The organism is Heterorhizobium halophytocola (assembly GCF_017873095.1).
GTDB classification, from domain to species: Bacteria; Pseudomonadota; Alphaproteobacteria; order Rhizobiales; family Rhizobiaceae; genus Allorhizobium; species Allorhizobium halophytocola.
In genome coordinates this window covers 201,232-216,869 of record NZ_JAGGJU010000009.1, presented here as the reverse complement: position 1 = coordinate 216,869, position 15,638 = coordinate 201,232, and the positions used below count along the sequence as shown (strand labels likewise).

The window sequence follows — 15,638 nt, the reverse complement described above, 5'->3', positions numbered from 1 at the left end:
CAGGGGTGCATCCCGTAGAAAAGTCGTCGGCTTCGGGCATAGGAGAGGCTTGACCTCGTCGATGCCCGGCGAGAGTGGCAACGGATCAGGACGGCACCTTGAAGACGCGTCATCCCTTCATCCTCACCGCCCGGATTGCGGAGGCGGACAGGCAGCCGTTCGACCGGTTGCGGCAAGCCCATTTTCCGCCGGCCCGAAATTTCCTGCGGGCGCATCTGACGATGTTTCACCGTCTGCCTGGCGAATATCTGGATCGGATGTCGGCCTGCCTCACGAAGGTCGTGGCGGAACGCTGCGCATTCGCCGCCGACGTGTGCGGCCTTCGTCATCTTGGCGCAGGCGTCGCCTTCGCCCTCGAAAGCCCCGACCTGCAGGCGGTTCGCGCCGAATTGCGCGCGGCCTTCGGGCCCTGGTTGGGTCCCCAGGACATGCAGACCTGGCAGCCGCATATCACGGTGCAGAACAAGGTATCGAGATCCGCCGCAGACAGCCTCCACCGCGATCTGGCGGCGACGTTCGAACCGCATCCGATCCGGATTGTCGGCCTCGATCTCTGGGAATATCTGAACGGCCCTTGGCGGCATGAACGCACGGCGCTTTTTGCCGACACGCCGCAAAGCTAGAACACGTCCGGTAAACACGAGTTCACCGCATTCCTTCGGCCTTGTACCGCGCATATCGCGATCCGCCGGTCGGCCGGGCCGAGCGCCGAAAGCACAAAACACAGCGATCGGGCGCGCTCACGGCGCCGCGATCACCCTGGCGCCGCCCGCCTGGAAGTCGGACAATGCCGTCTTCATCTCGGAGATGAAGGCATGCAGCAAACGCGAGCGGGGGACACCCTTGCGGGTGATCATCACCGCAGCGATCTCGATCGGCGGCAGGAAGGAACGCACGGTCATGCCCGGCGCGCCCTGGAAGGCGGCGGTGAAGGGATCGATAACCGCCGTGCCGATGCCGGCCGTCACCAGCACGGCGGCCGTGGCGCAGTAGCGCACCTCGACGCGCGGCTGGTAGCGGACGCCGTCGCGCTCGAAGGCGGCCCGCACCATCTGGCCGAGCCGGGATTCGATTTCCAGCCCGATGAAATCGCTGGAACCGAGAAACCGCGCATCGACCGAGCTGTCCTCGCTGCTTGCAGCATCCGGCAGCACCGCAACCATGTGGGTGCGCGCGAGCGTCTCGACATTCACCATCGGATGCCGGTCGATGCCGAGCGCTAGGCCGAGATCGGCATGGCCGCTCTGCACGGCCTCGATCACATGTTCCAGCCGCCGCACGTCATAGGCCACCGAGACGCCGTCGCGGTTCTTCAGGAACCGGCGCATGGCGAGCGGCGCGACCGTATGGCCGAGCGGCGGAGTGGCGATGATCCTGAGACGACCCGACATGCCCTGGCGCATGTCCCGCGCGCGCGCAGCAAAGCCGCGCACCAGCGCGAACACCGGCTTGATATCCTCGTGCAGGGCGACAGCCTCTTCCGTCGGCTGCAGCCGGCGGTGCAAGCGCTCGAACAGCGTGACGCCGGTCTGGCTTTCCAGCTGGCGGATACCATTCGAGATCGCCGGCTGCGAGATGCCAAGCTGCTGGGCCGCCTCCACCGTCGTCCCGCAGCGCATGATCGCGTCGAAGATTTCGAGCAGGCGCAGCGATATTTCGGGCCGTCCCTCGCCCTCGCTCATGCGCGACCGGACAGAAGCTTGCCGAGCGCCATGGCGACGGCCGCCTGGGTCGGGTCGATCACCGCGATGCCGAGTTCACGCTGCAAGGACTGGCAATGGCCCGACATGCCGGCGCAGCCGAGCACGATGGCACCGGCGCCCATCGCCTTCAGCCGCGTGGCCGCCTTGAGCAGCTGGGCATAGCTTTCCTCGCCATGGCCGCTGTCGGCGACCGAGATATTGCCTTCCAGCGCCACCTCGCCGGCCAGCCGGTTGTCGATACCCAGTCGGCGCAGGGTCCGGAGATGGCGGGGAATGGAGGTCTCGGCAACGGCGATGACCCCGAAGGTGTCGGCGAGTGCCAGAGCAGACAGCGCGCCTGCATCCTGGATGCCGTAAACCGGTTTCGGCGTGATCGAGCGGCCGAGATCCAGGCCGGGCTGCGAGTAGCAGGCAATCACATAGGCCGATGCATCCGGGCGTGCCGCGATCACATCAGCGACATTCAGCGAGGCCTCGTCCACCTCGCGCTGCGTCACCACGCCGGGCGGGCCATGGGGGATCGTCACGCATTCGATTGCCGGCCCCCTGTCCAGAGCAAATCCGGCCAGCGCCGCGCGCAAGCCTTCGGTGACCATTTCCGAACTGTTCGGGTTGATCACCAGGATCGGTCCGAGCGGCGTCGCGGTCATGGCGCGATCTCCTGACCGTAGCCGGCGACGACATCGAATTCGACGGCCCTGTGGCCGGGCATGGCGCCTGTGTCGACCGGTTTGCGGGCAATGAAGCGCCCGCTGCCGGGCTTGGCCCGCAGCTCGCCCTTGTCGACCACGATGCGACCGTGGTTCATCACCGTTTCGGGCCAGCCGGTGATCTCCATTCCTTCGAACGGCGTGTAATCCATGTTGTCGTGCTGCATCGGCTGCGTCACGCGACGGGATTCCTGCGGATTCCAGATGGCGATATCGGCGTCGAAGCCGGGGGCGATTGCGCCCTTGCGGTCCAGCCCGAACACCCGTGCCGCATTCGTGCTCGACAGACGGACGAAGTCGGCAAGCGTGATCCGCCCCTTCAGAACCCCTTCGGAAAACAGATAGGGCAGCCGCATGGCAATGCCCGGCATGCCGTTGGCGATCTTCGGATAGGCTGCGTCGGCACCGTTCAGGAACTTGCCGGTCGCATCGGCCCTGTAGGGCGCGTGATCGGACGACACGCTCTCGAACGTGCCGGCGCGGATATGGCTCCATAGGACATCCTGGGTCGCCGTGTCGCGAAGCGGTGGCGAGCAGATATATTTCGCCCCCTCCATGCCGGGGCGGTCGAGAGCGGCGCGGGTCAGTGCCAGATATTGCGGGCATGTCTCGGCAAACAGCTTTGCCCCGGCCAGTTTCTCACGGCGCACGATCTCGGCCCCGCCCCTGGTCGAGACATGGACGATGAACAGGGCGGCATCGACGAGCTTGGCAAGGGAGATCGCGCGGTTGATCGCCTCCTCTTCCGCAAGTTCGGGCCGGCTCGGCGCGTGGTATTTCGGTGCGGTGAGGCCGGCGGCTGCAAGGCGCCGGTTCATCCATTTCACCATCTCGTTGTTTTCCGCATGCACCATGGTGAGCGCCCCATGCGCCTTGGCGATGGTCAGGATATCGAGCATGCCGGCATCACCGATATTCATCAGGTCATAGGTCATGAAGACCTTGAACGAGGTAATGCCGCGCGCGAACACGCCCGGCAGTTCGGCCAGCACCTCGGCGGTCGGGTCGGAAATGATCAGGTGATAGGAATAGTCGAGCACCGAATTGGGCGCTGCGCGCCCGTCATAGGTTTCGATCACCGAGGCGATCGACTGTCCGCGATGCTGGGCGGCGAAGGGAACGAAGGTCGAATTGCCGCCGAAGGCCGCCGAGACCGAGCCGGAATAATAGTCATCGGCGGTCATCACGCCGGACGAGCTTTCCTGGGCGATATGGCAGTGGGCCTCGATGCCGCCCGGAAGAACCAGCCGCCCGCCGGCATCGATCCGCCGGTCGCCACCGGCCAGCGTATCGGCCACCGCAGCGATCCGGCCATCGCTGATGCCGATGTCTCCCTTGAAACTTTCGCCCGCGGTGACGACCGTGCCGCCGTGAATGACCGTCTCGAAATGCGTCATCGTGCCGCTCTCCTCAAACCTCGATGATCGCGCCCGTCTGCGACGTGATGCGACCGTAATGTTCTATACGCCGGTGACGCTCGAAATCGAAAATCGTCGTCTTGCCGAAGGCGCATTTGTCGAAATCGCAGTCGGCCACGATCAGTTCGTCCTCCTCCGTCTCGGCGCGGGCCAGCACGAAGCCGTCGGGATCGACGATGATCGAGCCGCCCATCAGCGGATGGCCGTCCTCCACCCCCGCCTTGGCGATGCCGGCGACGAAGGTGGCGTTCTGGTAGGCGCCCGACTGCAGCGACAGGTCGGAGTGGAACAACCGCTTTTCGAGGCCCTCCGCACTCATCTGGCTGTTGACCGAGGGTGTGTTGTAGCCGATCGTCACCAGTTCCACCCCCTGCAGCCCGAGGCAGCGGAAGGTCTCCGGCCAGCGGCGGTCATTGCAGATCGCCATGCCCATGATCACGCCTTCGTTGCGCCAGACATTGAAGCCGAGATCGCCGGGCTCGAAATAACGCTTCTCCATGTGCTGGAAGGCGCGTTCGGTATCGTAGTCGACATGCCCCGGCAGATGCACCTTGCGATATTTGCCGACGATGGCACCCTTGCGGTCGGTCAGGATCGAGGTGTTGAAGCGGTGGCCGTCCGGCGTCAGTTCGGCATAGCCGAAGGTCATCGCCATGCCGAGATCCCGGGCCCGGTCGAATAGCGGCATGGTCGCGCCGTTCGGCATCTCGCGCTCGAACCAGGTATCGACCTCGTTCCAGTCGGGCATGTACCAGCGCGGAAAGAAGGTGGTGAGCGCCAGTTCGGGATAGACGATCATGTCGGCCCCCTTGGCATGCGCCGCATTCATCAGTGCGATCATCCGCTTGACGACGGCTTCACGGGTATCGGCCTTCTGGATGGCGCCCAGCTGGGCACCGGCGATGATCATGCGGGTCATGGAATGTCCTTTCCGGTCGCGATCGTCATGCGGCAAGCCGTCGCTGGAAGCGGCTGACGAGCCGGACCAGGGGCCAGAGCAGGACGAGATAGATGAGCGCCGCCAGAACCAGCGGCGAGGCATTGTAGGTGATCGAGCGCGCCATATTGGCGCTGTAGAGCAGTTCGCCGAGCGATACGACCGAGGCAAGCGAGGTGAGCTTGACCACTTCCACCGTGTTCGACAGCAGATCCGGCAGCACATTGCGCACCGCCTGCGGCAGGATCACATAGGTCAGCGCCTGGGTACGGCTGAGCCCGGTGGACGAGGCCGCTTCCCATTGCCCCCTTGCCACCGACAGGATGCCGGCGCGGTAGACCTCGGCATAATAGGAGGAGTTGTTGAGAAAGAAGGCCAGTGCCACGGCGGCAAAGGGCGAGACCCGCATGCCGGCAAAGGGCAGGCCGGAATAGAGAAAGATCAGCAGCACCAGCGGCGGCATGGCGCGAAAGATGTCGACGAAGACGATCGCCGGATAGCGCAGCAGCGGATGCCGGCTCAGGGTCGCGAGCGCCACGAAGAGCCCGCCCACCAGGCCGAGCAGAACCACCGTGGCGCAGAGCTTCGCCGTCATCCACAATCCCTTCATCAGGATCGGCAGCGACTGGCGCATGATCTCGAGATTGAAGAACTGGTCGATGACGCCGTTCATGCCGCACGTCCCTTCCGGTTCTGCCGCGCTTCCATCCACCGGGCGGCGAAGACGAAGGGCAGGAAGATCACCAGATAGGCAATCGCTGCCAGCGTCAGCGGCGTGGCACTGCCGGAAAAGCTCTGGGCCGACATGGCGGCAGAGAGGATTTCCGAGACCCCGATGACGGAACCGAGCGCCGTCATCTTGGTAATCGCCAGCACCCGATTGATCAGCGGCGGCGTGGCGAGCCGGGTTGCCTGCGGCAGGGCCACATGGATGAGGGTGCGGGTGAAGCCGAGACCGGTCGCGATCCCCGCCTCCCACTGGCCCCTTTCGATCGAGGCGAAGCCGGCCCAGAAGATCTCCTCGGCGAAGGCGGCCAGCGTCAGCGCCAGCACGATGAACAGCACCATCGGACCCGACAGCCGGATGCCGGCCGAGGGCAGGCCGAAATAGATCAGCAGGATCAGCACCAGCGGCGGCAAGGCGCGAAAGATGTCGGCAAAGCAGATGATCAGGACATTGACCGGGCGGTGTCCATAGGTGCGCAGGCAGGCCAGCACCAGGCCGAGCGCCAGTCCGGCGAGAATGACGGCAAGCGCGATCGCCAGCGTCACCCAGACGCCGTCGATCACCGCCGGCGCATAGGTCCTGAGCATGGCGGGGTTGAAGAAGGTGTCGAGAAAGCGGTCCATTCTCCAGCCGTCCTATCTCGCCACGCGCGACAGGAAGGCGCGGGTGCGCTCCACCTTCGGCGCGCCGAAGATCTCGTCGGGCGTGCCCTCCTCGACGACGACCCCGCCATCCATGAAGATCACCCTGTCGGCCGTCTCGCGGGCAAAACCCATTTCATGGCTGACCACCAGCATGGTCATGCCCTTGGCCTTCAGGCCCTTCATCACCGTCAGCACGGAGCCGACCAGTTCGGGGTCGAGCGCCGAGGTCGGCTCGTCGAACAGCATCACCTTGGGATCGAGCGCCAACGCCCTGGCGATCGCCACGCGCTGCTGCTGGCCGCCGGAGAGTTCGCCCGGATAGGCCTCTGCCTTGTGGGCGAGCCCCACCTGTTCGAGCATGTCCATCGCCCGCGCCTTCGCCTCTTCATCGCTGCGCTTCAGCGCCTTGCGCTGGGCGAGCGTGATGTTCCTCAGCACGGTCATGTGCGGATAGAGATGGAAGCCCTGGAACACCATGCCGACCTGCAGCCGCATGCGGTTGAGGTCGCGTGTGGTGCCGGCCATGATGTTGCGGCCGTCGATCAGGATGTCGCCGCCGCTCGGCTCTTCCAGCCGGTTGCAGCAGCGCAGCATGGTGCTCTTGCCCGATCCGGAGGGGCCGATGACGAAGACCAGTTCGCCTTGCGGCACTTTCAGATGGATGTCGCGCAGGACCTGCGTGCTGCCGAAGCGCTTTTCCAGCGCGACGATCTCAAGCATGGGGCGGTTGCTCATGAAGGCTCCAGCCGGTTGCAGCGGTCTTGTGCCACGGTGAGGACCGCGGCAACCGGTTCGATGTGTCAGTTCAACGCGCAGCTCGGCTTGTGATCGTCATCGACATAGCCGTCGAAGCCCGGCACCCCGTAGCCCTTTGTCGGCGTGATGATCGTCGTGCCCTCCTTCGGCGTCACGCCGAACCACTTTTCCGAAAGCTTGGCCATCGAGCCGTCGATCTTCAGGCACTCGATCGCCTTGTCGACCAAGTTGCGGCCCTCGACGTCGTCCTTGCGAAAGGCCAGGCCCCAGACGAGGCCGGTCGGATATTCGTAGGACAGCTTGACCTGCGGGTTCTTCTTGGCGGCCCAGGCCACCACGGTGGCACCAGCCAGATTGGCGTCGGCGCGGCCCGAGGTGACGGCGGCCACGGCGTCGGTATTGGTGCCGTAGCTCTCGACCTTCCAGCCGTATTCGCCGGCCTTCTCGTTCAGGAAGCTCTCATAGGCGGAGCCCTTGTTGACGGCGATGGTCTTGCCCTTGAAGTCTTCCAGCTTGGTGAAGTCGGGGGCACCCGCGGCGACCAGAAAGCCGAAATTGGTATCCATGAAGCCTTCGGTAAACAGCATGTTGGCGCTGCGTTCCTTGGTGACCGTCACCGGTGCCGCGAGGAAGTCGTAGGTCCCGGCCTGCAGCGCCGGGATCAGGCCGGAAAACTGCGCGGCGGTGAGGTCGACCGTCTTGCCCAGCCGCGCGCCGATCAGATTGACGAGATCGACATTGAAGCCTTCGACCTTGCCGTCGAGGGTCGGCATCGCATGCGGGGCGAAGGTTCCGTCAAGCGCCGTCTTGATCGTCCCTTCGGCATGCGCCGTCGACAGGGCAATCAGCATCGACAACCCGGCAAGGCCGGATTTCTTCAGAAAAGTCATCATGTTCTCCTACTGGAAGTGCCGGTTTTCCGGCTTGTCGTTGGAGGGATGATTTCACGGCCGCTGCTGCACTGCAATATAATTTGTTATTATAGTTGGAATTGAATTATTCGATTTGGTTATTCGAAGGCGGCCCGGTCTCTCGCGGATTTTGCCTAAAATTCATGGCCAGGGGCTCTCCTTGGCTCGGCGTCCGGCAGGCGGGAGCACCAGGCCAAAGGACCGGTGCTCCTGCAAGGCCCCGCGCTGCCCGCACCGGTCAAAATCCCCGAATGACCACAGCCAGGATTCCCTCCGGTTTCGACGACCAAGCCCGGAATTCCCTAAGAGGAGCGTCACGGCTGTCTCCGAAAGCGATGCGCGACGTTGCCCACCCGATCCGCGGCGATCGCATTTGAAAGGAATCCAGGCTTGCGGCCGGACGGCCACTATAGTTTGATGGCATCGGGTAAAGGGTCTGTCCTCATGCGTAATCGGCTTGGTCTCGCGTTAGCAAGCATTCTGCTGTCGGTGTCTTCATTCTGCAGCGCTGTGGCTGCGGAAAAGACGTTCGGGCCTTTCTCGGTCGACGATAGCCAGCCCGACCTGATCGTGCTCAACGGCGAAATCGACGTCGGTTCCGCGCTGAATTTCCGGCGCATCCTGGAGGCCGCACCGCAGGCGAAAGCGGTGGCGCTCAACAGCCCCGGCGGCAGTGTCCAGATGGGGCTGCTGATTGCCGACGATATTCACCAGCGAGGACTTGCGACCTATATCCCGAAGCAGAGCGGCTGCTATTCGGCCTGCGCCTATGTGTTTCTGGCGGGAACCGCACGGCTGGCCGACGGTGAACTCGGAGTCCACCAGATCTCCTCCCAGTCCGCGGATCTTGTCGGCGCGCAGCTGACCATATCCGATATCATCGACGTTCTCGGCCGGTTCGATACGCCGGCCGAGGTGATGAGCGTGATGTTCAAGACGCCGCCGAACGAGATGCATGTCTTCTCAGCCGCGGAAATCGAGCGCTATCATCTCGACAGGACGGCCGAGGCGCTATCGCGGGAGACCCTGGCAAGATCGACGGCGGATCTCGCCATGACGCGACAGGGTCCGGCATCCGCGCTGTCTGAAGCCTCGCTGCCGCCCAACGAAGCACCCAAACGCCCGGATCGCATCGCGATCTACACGGGTCTCGATCTTTTTGGCGACGACATCGACGCGCGCCGTGTGGCCGAAGCCGGCGACTGCGCCCAGCAATGCGCCATCATGCGCGGTCAGTGCAAGGCCTTCACCTTCAACGTCAACCCGAACATCAAGCGCGGGCCGAACTGTTTTTTGAAGTCGGGCTATGGCCGCGTCGACGGGAATGCGGTGGCCCTGTCGGGCATGGTGCTGGGCGGCGCGCAGGCCGATCCGCTCCCCTTCACCATCGGCACGATCGATCCGCATGAGGCCCTGTTCGACGACATCGACCTGCCGGGCGGCGATCTTGCCACCGGTCCGGAGCGCCAGGCCACGACACCGCTGCAATGCCGTCTCGCCTGCATCGACAACAAGCGCTGCCTCGCCTTCACCTATGTCCGGGCGCGAAAGGAATGCTGGCTGAAGGGAACCACCGGCACCCCGCGGGCGCAAAAGGGCATGGTCAGCGGCATCAAGACGCCGCAAAGCTACACCCCTGCAAAGATCATCGACCTCGACTGATCGCACCGATGCGGTCCGTCAGGCGCAGAAGGAGGGAAGGTGTTACCTATGTCTTCGGTGTGGACATGAAAATCAATGGCGGAGAGGGTGGGATTCGAACCCACGATACGGTTGCCCGTATGCCGCATTTCGAGTGCGGTGCTTTCGACCTCTCAGCCACCTCTCCGCGTGATATGGTCGACACCTTGGTAGGTGCGGTGCGCTACATAGCGGCGTTCGCTCGGGCTGGCAAGGGCAATTTGGCGATAGCACCGCGCTTTTATCTTGACAGTTCAAAGACCCTCGCGTATCGCACAACCCGAATTAGACATGGGAGAACCGTGTCCTGATTTTGCCCGCCCTGTCCCGAAGGAAAGGCGCGGCATTCACCGGCAGGCCGACCATGCGGATATCCGCAAGGCACCTGTCATCCGACTGATAAAAAGACGGCCGCTTGCCTTCAGGCGGGAAGAGCCGGAAACGAACATGAAAGGATAAAAAATGTTCGCAGTCATCAAGACCGGCGGTAAACAGTACCGCGTCAATGCCAACGACGTCCTCACCATCGAAAAGCTGGAAGGCGACGCTGGCGCACAGATCGAATTCACCGAAGTCCTCGTCATCGGCGAAGGCGCGGACGCCACGTTCGGCGCCCCCTTCGTCGCCGGCGCCAAGGTCATGGCGGAAGTCGTTGAACACAACCGCGGCAAGAAGGTCATCGCCTTCAAGAAGCGCCGTCGCCAGAACTCCAAGCGTTCGCGCGGCCACCGCCAGCACCACACCGTGGTGCGTATCACCGACATCGTCGCCGCTTGATCGGCCCTGACAGGAACAAGGTTTAAAGGAGAACTCCAATGGCACACAAAAAAGCTGGCGGTTCCTCGCGCAACGGTCGCGATTCTCAGTCCAAGCGCCTCGGCGTGAAGAAGTTCGGTGGCGAAGTCGTCATTCCGGGCAACATTATCGTGCGCCAGCGCGGCACCCAGTGGCATCCGGCCGCCAATGTCGGCATGGGCAAGGACCACACCCTCTTTGCGCTGACCGCAGGCAACGTGAACTACCGTACGAAGGCCAATGGCCGCGTTTACGTGTCCGTGGCCCCGAAAGCAGAAGCAGCGGAATAACCGGCACCGCTTAAAAAATCAGCCGGTGTCTCATCGACCCGGCTGATCCTGAAAAGTTCAGTCAAGACAAAAGGGAAGATGGGGCACCGCCCAGCTTCCCTTTTTCTTTTGTCCTTACCAACCAAGGAGACTGAACCATGCAGAGCCAGATATTGCGGGAGGGACCATCCAGGTCCCCCGAGGAACGGCAAAGGCCGGACCGGTTAAGGAGCGATTGCCCCGTCTTGTTGTCGCAAAGGCTCGTCCTGCGCGCCCCGCACGAAGAAGATATCGACGCCCTTACCGATCTCGCCAACAATGCCGCGATCGCCACCATGGTGTCGCGCATGCCGCATCCCTATACGGTCAACGACGCGGCCGACTTCGTGCGACGCACGAAAAATGGCGGGATCGGCAAGAGCGTCTATGCCATCACCAAAGCGGAAAACGGCGAATTTCTCGGTTGCTGCGGCCTCGAACCGCATGACAACGATGCCGACACGCTGGAGATCGGCTACTGGCTGGGCGAGCCGCACTGGAACAAGGGCTACGGCACGGAAGCCGCCCATGCGCTGATCGACATGGCGTTCCGCAGCCGCGAGATCACCCAGATCGACGCGCGCTGCCGGGTCACCAATATCGGCTCGCGCCGGGTGATCCAGAAATGCGGCTTCCAGTTCCAGGGATCGGGCATGGCCAGCAGCCTTGCCATGCATTCCATGGTGCCGGTCGAATGGTACCGGCTGGACCGCAAGACCTGGATGTCGCTGAAGAGCTGGGGGGACATGCGATGACCCCGACCCTCGAACAGGTCCACGCGCCGGCCAGCCTCGGGCCCTGCCCCTTTGTCTCGACCGCGCGGCTCACCCTTCGCCCGCACCGGATGCGCGATGCCGATGCGATCGCCCAGTCGCTGTCGGATTTCCAGATCACCCGCATGCTGGCGCGGGTGCCGCTGCCCTATGGTCGCGATGACGCGGTCGACTGGCTGAACCGGGTCAACGGCAAGGCCAGTCCCGACTGGTCGCTGGCCATCAGCGACGAGAACGATGTCCATATGGGCGTCGTTTCCGTCGAGCTTCGGCATGGCCTCTGGCATCTCGGCTACTGGCTGAACCGCAGCTTCTGGGGGCGCGGCTATATGAGCGAGGCGGTGCAGGCAACCGTCGAGCGCTTCTTCCGGCGCATGCCGGGGGTAACGCTGCATTCCGGTGTCTTCGCCGACAATCCGGCATCGCTGCGCGTCCAGGAAAAGCTCGGCTTTGCCGTCACCGGCTCCAGCCAGGTCTTCTCGGTCGGGCGCAATGCGATGGTCTCGCATATCGACACCGCGCTCGACGAAGGGCGGTTCCGCCCGCGATCGGCCGGGTGAGCCTTCGACAATCATGCGCCGCGGAGCGCGAAAATCCGCGGCGCCTCGACGTGAAACTTGCCGCCCGCAGGCGGCGAATCGGACGATACTCTTTGACCTCCCGCCCTTCCGGCGATATCGATGCCCCGACACGCGGCACGGAACCAGACAAGAAGCGATGGCAGACGCATGAAATTTCTCGATGAAGCCAAGGTCTATATCCGCTCCGGCGACGGAGGTGCGGGCGCCGTCTCGTTCCGCCGCGAGAAGTTCATCGAGTTCGGCGGCCCCGACGGCGGCGATGGCGGCCGCGGCGGCGATGTCTGGGTGGAAACCGTCAACGGCCTCAACACGCTGATCGACTTCCGCTTCCAGCAGCATTTCAAGGGCAAGACCGGCACCCACGGCATGGGGCGCAACCGCACCGGCGCCAATGGCGAGGAAGTCACGCTGAAGGTCCCGGTCGGCACCCAGATCTTCGAGGAAGACAACGAAACCCTGATCGTCGACCTGAACGCCGAAGGCCAGCGCTTTCGCATCGCCAAGGGCGGCAATGGCGGCTTCGGCAATGCCTATTTCAAGACGGCCACCAACCAGGCGCCGAACTGGGCCAATCCGGGCCTGGAGGGCGAGGAAAAGACCGTCTGGCTGCGGCTGAAGCTGATCGCCGACGCCGGCCTTGTCGGCCTTCCCAATGCCGGCAAGTCGACCTTCCTGGCGACCGTCACCCGCGCCCGCCCGAAGATCGCCAATTATCCCTTTACCACGCTGCACCCCAATCTCGGCGTTGCGACCGTCGATGGCAGCGAATTCATCCTCGCCGACATTCCGGGCCTGATCGAAGGCGCCCATGAGGGTGTCGGCATCGGAGACCGCTTCCTCGGCCATGTCGAGCGCACCCGCGTGCTGCTGCATCTGGTCTCCGCCCAGGAGGAAGAGGTCGGCAAGGCCTACACGACGGTGCGCCACGAGCTGGAGGCCTATGGCCACGGCATCGAGGACAAGACCGAGATCGTTGCCCTGTCACAGATCGACGTTGCCGACGACGAAACGCTGAAGAAGAAGGCCAAGGAGCTGAAAAAGGCCTGCGGCCGGGAGCCCTATCTGTTTTCGGCCATCACCGGCCGCGGCATGACAGATGTCCTGCGGGTTCTGCGCGAGGTGATCGTCTCCGACGGCGGCGCCCCGCCGGAAGAGGTGCCCGAGCGCACGCGCAAGCCGCGCCACCGCGACGCCGACAAGAGCGATATCGAGGCCAGCGACGAATGACCGCCGCCGGCAGATCGCTTGACGCCTATCGCCGCATCGTCATCAAGATCGGCTCGGCCCTGCTCGTCGACAGGGCAAGCGGGCTGAAAAAGTCCTGGCTGGATGCGATCTGCGACGACATTGCCGATCTCCGCCGCAAGGGGGTCGACGTGCTGGTCGTCTCGTCGGGCGCGATCGCGCTCGGCCGCACCGTGCTCAAGATGCATCCGGGCGCGCTGAAGCTCGAGGAAAGCCAGGCCTGCGCCGCCGTCGGCCAGATCGCGCTGGCCCGACACTGGTCGGAAAGCCTGTCGCGCCATGGGATCATCGCCGGCCAGGTCTTGCTGACCCTTGGCGACACGGAGGAACGCCGCCGGTATCTGAATGCCCGGGCCACCCTCAACCAGCTGTCGAAGATCTCGGCGCTGCCGATCATCAACGAAAACGACACGGTCGCCACCTCGGAAATCCGCTACGGCGACAATGATCGCCTTGCCGCGCGCGTCGCGACCATGGCCGGCGCCGATCTTCTGGTGCTGCTGTCGGATATCGACGGCCTCTACACCGCCCCCCCGCATCTCGATCCGCAAGCCCGGTTCCTCGAGGATATCGAGGCGATCACGCCGCAGATCGAGGCCATGGCCGGCGGCGCGGCGTCCGAACTGTCGCGCGGCGGCATGCGCACCAAGATCGATGCCGGCAAGATCGCAACCGGCGCCGGCTGCGCCATGATCATCGCCTCGGGCAAGACCGAACATCCGCTGCGCGCCATCGAAGACGGCCAGCGCTGCTCGCTGTTTGCTGCCTCGGTTGCGCCGGTGACCGCCCGCAAGACCTGGATCGCCGGGCAGCTGCAGCCAAGCGGCGAGATCCATGTCGATCCCGGCGCGGTAAAGGCGCTCAGTGCCGGCAAGAGCCTGCTGCCGGCCGGTGTGCGCGAAGTCGTCGGCGGGTTTCACCGCGGCGACACCATTGCCGTGATCGGCCCCGAAGGACGCCAGATCGCCCGCGGCCTGTCCGGCTACGACGCCGAGGACGCCCGGCGGATCGCCGGTCGCCGCTCCGGCGAGATCGAGGGCATTCTCGGCTATGCCGGGCGTGCCGCGATGATCCATCGCGACGATCTGGTGATGACCGAGACCGGCCTGGAGACGACGGCCGCACGACAGAAGAAGGATACGGCCAATGCTTGATCGCGCCGCCGACACCGATGCAACCGATATCGAGGCGCTGATGCTCGACCTCGGCGTCCGGGCGCGGGCCGCCGCCCGCCCGCTGGCGATTGCCCCGGCCGAGCAGAAGAACCGGGCGCTGAACGCCATGGCCGACGCGATCCTTGCACGCCAGCCGGAGATCCTTCTCGCCAATGCCGCCGACCTCGACGGTGTCAAGGATAGCGGCCTTGCCGCCTCCTTCGTCGATCGCCTCACGCTGACCCCGGACCGTATCGCCGGCATGGCGACGGCGCTGCGGGAGATCGCCGATCTTGCCGATCCGGTCGGCAGCCTGATGGCCGAATGGGACCGCCCGAACGGCCTGCATATCGAGCGCGTGCGCACGCCACTCGGCGTCATCGGCGTGATCTACGAGAGCCGCCCGAATGTCACGGCCGATGCCGGCGCGCTCTGTTTGAAGGCCGGCAATGCGGTAATCCTGCGCGGCGGCAGCGATTCGGCCCGCTCGTCGCGGGCGATCCATGCCTGCCTGCAGGAAGGACTGGAATCCGCCGGCCTTCCCGCCGACGCGATCCAGCTGGTGCCGGTGACCGACAGGGCCGCCGTCGGCGCCATGCTGTCGGGCCTGAACGGCGCCATCGACGTCATCGTGCCGCGCGGCGGCAAGAACCTTGTCGCGCGTGTCCAGTCGGAGGCCCGCGTGCCGGTGTTCGCCCATCTCGAAGGCCTTTGCCATATCTATGTCGACGCCTCCGCCGATCTCGCCATGGCGCGCAATATCGTCGTCAATGCCAAGATGCGCCGCACCGGCATCTGCGGGGCGGCCGAAACCCTGCTGGTCGACCGCAAGGCGGCCGTTACCCACCTGAAACCGCTTCTCGATGCATTGGCCGAGAAAGGCTGCGAGATCCGCGCCTCGGCGGCCGTGCTGCAGCGGGTGCCGGGCTATGCCGCGGCCACCGAGGCCGACTGGACGACCGAATATCTGGACGCGATCATCTCGGTGGAACTGGTCGACGGCATCGATGGCGCGATTGCCCATATCGCCCGATACTCGTCCAATCACACCGAGGCGGTGATCGCCGAGGACCCGGCGGTGGTCGAGCGCTTCTTCAACGAGATCGATTCGGCGATCCTGGTACACAATGCCTCGACCCAGTTCGCCGATGGCGGCGAGTTCGGCATGGGCGGCGAGATCGGCATTGCCACCGGCAAGATGCATGCCCGCGGCCCGGTCGGCGTCGAGCAGCTGACCTCGTTCAAATATCGGGTCCGCGGCAGCGGCCAGGTGCGCGCCTGACGTGAGCATCGATC

General features: G+C 64.4%; 17 protein-coding genes and 1 tRNA gene. 9 read left to right on the top strand and 9 right to left on the bottom strand.

Going from position 1 to position 15,638, the window contains the following annotated elements:
* The first annotated feature begins 98 nt into the window (after positions 1–98).
* Positions 99–623, top strand: coding sequence for a 2'-5' RNA ligase family protein (locus J2Z17_RS17055; RefSeq protein ID WP_209946825.1), 525 nt, complete (start codon positions 99–101; stop codon positions 621–623).
* Positions 624–740: 117 nt separating this feature from the next.
* Here J2Z17_RS17055 and J2Z17_RS17050 read toward each other — a convergent pair whose 3' ends face one another.
* From J2Z17_RS17050 to J2Z17_RS17015, 8 genes are all read right to left on the bottom strand, one after another.
* A complete protein-coding gene (locus J2Z17_RS17050) occupies positions 741–1,682 on the bottom strand; it encodes a LysR family transcriptional regulator (RefSeq protein ID WP_209946824.1) in 942 nt (313 codons plus the stop codon).
* Positions 1,679–2,353 carry an aspartate/glutamate racemase family protein gene (locus J2Z17_RS17045; RefSeq protein ID WP_209946823.1) on the bottom strand — a complete coding sequence of 225 codons (675 nt, stop codon included), beginning with the start codon at positions 2,351–2,353 and terminating at the stop codon, positions 1,679–1,681. The genes J2Z17_RS17050 and J2Z17_RS17045 overlap by 4 nt, the downstream gene beginning before the upstream one ends.
* A complete protein-coding gene (gene hydA / locus J2Z17_RS17040; protein ID WP_209946822.1) occupies positions 2,350–3,810 on the bottom strand; it encodes a dihydropyrimidinase in 1,461 nt (486 codons plus the stop codon). Before hydA ends, J2Z17_RS17045 begins: the two co-directional genes overlap by 4 nt.
* A 13-nt stretch (positions 3,811–3,823) precedes the next feature.
* Positions 3,824–4,750, bottom strand: coding sequence for an N-carbamoyl-D-amino-acid hydrolase (locus J2Z17_RS17035; RefSeq protein WP_209946821.1), 927 nt, complete (start codon positions 4,748–4,750; stop codon positions 3,824–3,826).
* Between the two features lie 25 nt (positions 4,751–4,775).
* Positions 4,776–5,441, bottom strand: coding sequence for an amino acid ABC transporter permease (locus J2Z17_RS17030; RefSeq protein WP_209946820.1), 666 nt, complete (start codon positions 5,439–5,441; stop codon positions 4,776–4,778).
* The gene (locus J2Z17_RS17025) at positions 5,438–6,118 is read right to left on the bottom strand and encodes an amino acid ABC transporter permease (RefSeq protein ID WP_209946819.1); all 681 of its coding nucleotides are present in this window, start codon (positions 6,116–6,118) and stop codon (positions 5,438–5,440) included. The genes J2Z17_RS17030 and J2Z17_RS17025 overlap by 4 nt, the downstream gene beginning before the upstream one ends.
* A 12-nt stretch (positions 6,119–6,130) precedes the next feature.
* The gene (locus J2Z17_RS17020) at positions 6,131–6,874 is read right to left on the bottom strand and encodes an amino acid ABC transporter ATP-binding protein (RefSeq protein WP_342454424.1); all 744 of its coding nucleotides are present in this window, start codon (positions 6,872–6,874) and stop codon (positions 6,131–6,133) included.
* Positions 6,875–6,939: 65 nt separating this feature from the next.
* Positions 6,940–7,788 carry a transporter substrate-binding domain-containing protein gene (locus tag J2Z17_RS17015; RefSeq protein ID WP_209946818.1) on the bottom strand — a complete coding sequence of 283 codons (849 nt, stop codon included), beginning with the start codon at positions 7,786–7,788 and terminating at the stop codon, positions 6,940–6,942.
* Positions 7,789–8,295: 507 nt separating this feature from the next.
* On the opposite strand from J2Z17_RS17015, the gene J2Z17_RS17010 reads away from it, so the two are divergent.
* Complete coding sequence (locus J2Z17_RS17010; RefSeq protein ID WP_342454423.1) at positions 8,296–9,468, top strand: PAN domain-containing protein; 1,173 nt, start codon at positions 8,296–8,298, stop codon at positions 9,466–9,468.
* 76 nt (positions 9,469–9,544) lie between these two features.
* On the opposite strand, the gene J2Z17_RS17005 is transcribed toward J2Z17_RS17010, so the two are convergent.
* Positions 9,545–9,634, bottom strand: a tRNA-Ser gene (locus tag J2Z17_RS17005).
* Positions 9,635–9,948: 314 nt separating this feature from the next.
* On the opposite strand from J2Z17_RS17005, the gene rplU reads away from it, so the two are divergent.
* From rplU to J2Z17_RS16970, 7 genes are all read left to right on the top strand, one after another.
* Complete coding sequence (gene rplU / locus J2Z17_RS17000) at positions 9,949–10,263, top strand: 50S ribosomal protein L21 (RefSeq protein WP_209946817.1); 315 nt, start codon at positions 9,949–9,951, stop codon at positions 10,261–10,263.
* A gap of 38 nt (positions 10,264–10,301) precedes the next feature.
* A complete protein-coding gene (rpmA, locus tag J2Z17_RS16995) occupies positions 10,302–10,571 on the top strand; it encodes a 50S ribosomal protein L27 (protein WP_209946816.1) in 270 nt (89 codons plus the stop codon).
* 137 nt (positions 10,572–10,708) lie between these two features.
* The gene (locus J2Z17_RS16990; RefSeq protein WP_209946815.1) at positions 10,709–11,344 is read left to right on the top strand and encodes a GNAT family N-acetyltransferase; all 636 of its coding nucleotides are present in this window, start codon (positions 10,709–10,711) and stop codon (positions 11,342–11,344) included.
* Positions 11,341–11,922 carry a GNAT family N-acetyltransferase gene (locus J2Z17_RS16985; RefSeq protein ID WP_245224175.1) on the top strand — a complete coding sequence of 194 codons (582 nt, stop codon included), beginning with the start codon at positions 11,341–11,343 and terminating at the stop codon, positions 11,920–11,922. Before J2Z17_RS16990 ends, J2Z17_RS16985 begins: the two co-directional genes overlap by 4 nt.
* A 168-nt stretch (positions 11,923–12,090) precedes the next feature.
* On the top strand, positions 12,091–13,170 hold the full coding sequence (obgE, locus tag J2Z17_RS16980) for a GTPase ObgE (protein ID WP_209946813.1): 1,080 nt from the start codon (positions 12,091–12,093) through the stop codon (positions 13,168–13,170).
* Positions 13,167–14,342, top strand: coding sequence for a glutamate 5-kinase (gene proB / locus J2Z17_RS16975; protein ID WP_209946812.1), 1,176 nt, complete (start codon positions 13,167–13,169; stop codon positions 14,340–14,342). The genes obgE and proB overlap by 4 nt, the downstream gene beginning before the upstream one ends.
* A complete protein-coding gene (locus J2Z17_RS16970; RefSeq protein WP_209946811.1) occupies positions 14,335–15,624 on the top strand; it encodes a glutamate-5-semialdehyde dehydrogenase in 1,290 nt (429 codons plus the stop codon). Before proB ends, J2Z17_RS16970 begins: the two co-directional genes overlap by 8 nt.
* Positions 15,625–15,638 lie beyond the last annotated feature (14 nt).

Bases quoted from the DNA above. Each gene is read 5' to 3' on its own strand.
- J2Z17_RS17050 (WP_209946824.1), bottom strand. From the start codon at position 1,682: ATGAGCGAGGGCGAGGGACGGCCCGAAATATCGCTGCGCCTGCTCGAA.
- J2Z17_RS17045 (WP_209946823.1), bottom strand. From the start codon at position 2,353: ATGACCGCGACGCCGCTCGGACCGATCCTGGTGATCAACCCGAACAGT.
- hydA (WP_209946822.1), bottom strand. From the start codon at position 3,810: ATGACGCATTTCGAGACGGTCATTCACGGCGGCACGGTCGTCACCGCG.
- J2Z17_RS17035 (WP_209946821.1), bottom strand. From the start codon at position 4,750: ATGACCCGCATGATCATCGCCGGTGCCCAGCTGGGCGCCATCCAGAAG.
- J2Z17_RS17030 (WP_209946820.1), bottom strand. From the start codon at position 5,441: ATGAACGGCGTCATCGACCAGTTCTTCAATCTCGAGATCATGCGCCAG.
- J2Z17_RS17025 (WP_209946819.1), bottom strand. From the start codon at position 6,118: ATGGACCGCTTTCTCGACACCTTCTTCAACCCCGCCATGCTCAGGACC.
- J2Z17_RS17020 (WP_342454424.1), bottom strand. From the start codon at position 6,874: ATGAGCAACCGCCCCATGCTTGAGATCGTCGCGCTGGAAAAGCGCTTC.
- J2Z17_RS17015 (WP_209946818.1), bottom strand. From the start codon at position 7,788: ATGATGACTTTTCTGAAGAAATCCGGCCTTGCCGGGTTGTCGATGCTG.
- rplU (WP_209946817.1), top strand. From the start codon at position 9,949: ATGTTCGCAGTCATCAAGACCGGCGGTAAACAGTACCGCGTCAATGCC.
- rpmA (WP_209946816.1), top strand. From the start codon at position 10,302: ATGGCACACAAAAAAGCTGGCGGTTCCTCGCGCAACGGTCGCGATTCT.
- J2Z17_RS16990 (WP_209946815.1), top strand. From the start codon at position 10,709: ATGCAGAGCCAGATATTGCGGGAGGGACCATCCAGGTCCCCCGAGGAA.
- J2Z17_RS16985 (WP_245224175.1), top strand. From the start codon at position 11,341: ATGACCCCGACCCTCGAACAGGTCCACGCGCCGGCCAGCCTCGGGCCC.
- obgE (WP_209946813.1), top strand. From the start codon at position 12,091: ATGAAATTTCTCGATGAAGCCAAGGTCTATATCCGCTCCGGCGACGGA.
- proB (WP_209946812.1), top strand. From the start codon at position 13,167: ATGACCGCCGCCGGCAGATCGCTTGACGCCTATCGCCGCATCGTCATC.
- J2Z17_RS16970 (WP_209946811.1), top strand. From the start codon at position 14,335: ATGCTTGATCGCGCCGCCGACACCGATGCAACCGATATCGAGGCGCTG.